General features: G+C 68.7%; 2 protein-coding genes and 2 pseudogenes. All 4 read right to left on the bottom strand.

All coding sequences use genetic code 11. From position 1 onward, the window contains the following. Positions 1-267, bottom strand: a pseudogene (locus RMP08_RS02535) (cell division protein FtsA); the annotation flags it as partial. Positions 268-273: 6 nt separating this feature from the next. Further along, positions 274-1,155 carry a cell division protein FtsQ/DivIB gene (locus RMP08_RS02530; protein ID WP_310467400.1) on the bottom strand — a complete coding sequence of 294 codons (882 nt, stop codon included), beginning with the start codon at positions 1,153-1,155 and terminating at the stop codon, positions 274-276. Further along, the gene (locus RMP08_RS02525) at positions 1,152-2,093 is read right to left on the bottom strand and encodes a D-alanine--D-alanine ligase (protein ID WP_310467399.1); all 942 of its coding nucleotides are present in this window, start codon (positions 2,091-2,093) and stop codon (positions 1,152-1,154) included. The genes RMP08_RS02530 and RMP08_RS02525 overlap by 4 nt, the downstream gene beginning before the upstream one ends. Next, a pseudogene (locus RMP08_RS02520) lies at positions 2,090-2,216 on the bottom strand (UDP-N-acetylenolpyruvoylglucosamine reductase); the annotation flags it as partial. The gene RMP08_RS02525 and the pseudogene RMP08_RS02520, both read right to left, overlap by 4 nt.

Raw genomic sequence — 2,216 nt, 5'->3', positions numbered from 1 at the left:
GACCAGCCCGCCGGCGCCGAAGCTCGCCCAGACTTCGTCGACGGTGACCCCCGACATCCGCTCGGCCAGCTCGACCGCCTCGCGCACCGCGAACTCGCTCGCCGCCATGTCGGTGATGTAGCCGCGCTTGACCCCGCGGCTTTCGCGCTGGCCGGTGCCGAGCACGCGCAGGCGCCCGTCGGCGTCGCTGGTCACGATCAGCGCGCTCACCTTGGACGAACCGATGTCGAGCGCGGCAATCAGCGGCTGGTCGGACTGGCTGCTCACCTGGCTTCAGCCCTCCGCCGCGGCGGCGGCGGGGTCGATCGCCTCGCCCGGCGCGCGCGGCAGCCGCACGATCATTTTGCCCGGCACGCGGAGGTCGAACCGCACCAGCCCGCGCCCGAGCAACCCAGACGAGCGGTCGGCCTTGGCGAATTTCATCAACGCATTCTTCGCCGCCACCTCGCCTTCCGGCAGCGCAACGGTCTCGCCCGACTGAAAGCTCAAATCCCACCGCCGCCGCCCGACCCAGCTCGCCGAGGCCAGCTGCGGCTTCAATGTCGGCACTGCGGCCAGCATCCGCGCCAGCTCCTGCGAGCGCGCATTGGCGCCGGGGCCGATCAGCAAGGGCAAATCGGGCATGTCGTCGACCGCCACCTTGTCCAGCACCACGCCCTCGGCGTCGATCAGCGTCAGCCGCTGCTTGTCCTGCCACAACGCGGTCGGGGTGCGCTCGACGATGTCGATCACCAGCGTGTCGGGCAGCCGCCGCGACACCCGCGCATCCTTGACCCAGCCGAAGCGTAGCAATTTGCGGCGGATCGCGTGGACGTCGACCAGCGGCATCGCCATCGAGCGCTGGTCGAGCGCGATTTCATAGACCGGCGCCGAATCCATCTGGCGGATGCCCTGGACGTCGATGCGCTTGACGGTGAACCCGGCGCGGCCGACCGCCTCGCCCGCCGCGGTGACCGCCTTGGCCGGCCAGTCGAGCGCGATCGAGGCAACCACCGCGATCGCCAGCAAAAAGAATGCGAACGCCACCCCCGCCAGCCGGTTGGCGCGCGCCTGGTCGACCGGCAGCCGCTTGGCGATCTTGCGCGGCACCGCCACCGCCGGCTTGCGCGGGCGGCGCTGGCCCCCGCCGCCGCGGCGGACTTTTGCGGCGCTCATCCGGTCCCCGCGCCGGCCAGCGCCTCGGCGATCAGCCGCTCGACCAATTCGCCATAGGATATGCCGCGATATTTGGCCTGCTCGGGGACCAAGCTCAATGGGGTCATCCCGGGCTGGGTGTTGACCTCGAGCAGATAGATGCCGGCCTCGCCCTGTTCGTCATCCCAGCGGAAATCGGAGCGCGACGCGCCCTTGCAGCCGAGCGCGCGGTGCGCCTTGGCCGCCATGTCGAGCATCGCCTGGGCGATCTCGTCGGGCACGTCGGCGGGGCATACGTGGACCGTGCGACCATCGGTATATTTATGCTCGTAATCGTAGAAACCATTGTCGATTTTGAGCTCGGTCACCGCCAGCGCCTCGTCATTGAGTACCGCCACGGTCAGCTCGCGGCCCTTGATGAACGGCTCCGCGAGCAATGCGTCGAATTGCTGCCAAGGCCCCGGTACGTCGCGGCCGATCGGCGATCCGTAATTGCCTTCGTCGGTAACGATCGCGACCCCGACCGACGAGCCTTCGTTGACCGGTTTGAGAACGTAGGGCCGCGCGATCGGGTCGCGCTCATACAGCGTTTCGGTGTCGACCATCGTGCCCTTGGGCATGCGGATGCCGTGGGGCACCAGCACCGCCTTGGTCAGCTCCTTGTCGATCGCGATCGCCGAGGTGGTCAGGCCGCTGTGGGTGTAGGGAATCTGCATCAGGTCGAGCAGCCCCTGCACCGTGCCGTCCTCGCCCGGCGTACCGTGCAGCGCGTTGAACACTACGGCGGGCTTCAGCTCGGCGAGCCGGGCGGCAACGTCGTGCTGCATGTCGAGCTCGGTGACGTTGGACCAGCCGCGTTCGCGCAGCGCGGCGGCAACGCCGGCACCGCTCGACAGCGACACCTCGCGCTCGGCCGACCACCCGCCCATCAGCACCACGACATGCAAATTTTTGTTCATTCCGTGCCGATCCGCTGGATTTCCCACTCGAGGGCGATGTTGGTCCTGGCCTTGACCCGGCGCAGGACTTCCTCGCCCAGCGCCGCGATCTCGGCGCTGGTCGCGCTACCGAGGTTGAGCAGG

Origin of the sequence: Sphingomonas sp. (assembly GCF_031426035.1) — a bacterium.
Lineage (GTDB): Bacteria > Pseudomonadota > Alphaproteobacteria > Sphingomonadales > Sphingomonadaceae > Sphingomicrobium.
Note: the sequence above shows the minus strand (reverse complement) of the source record. Positions and strands in the feature narration are given on the sequence as shown.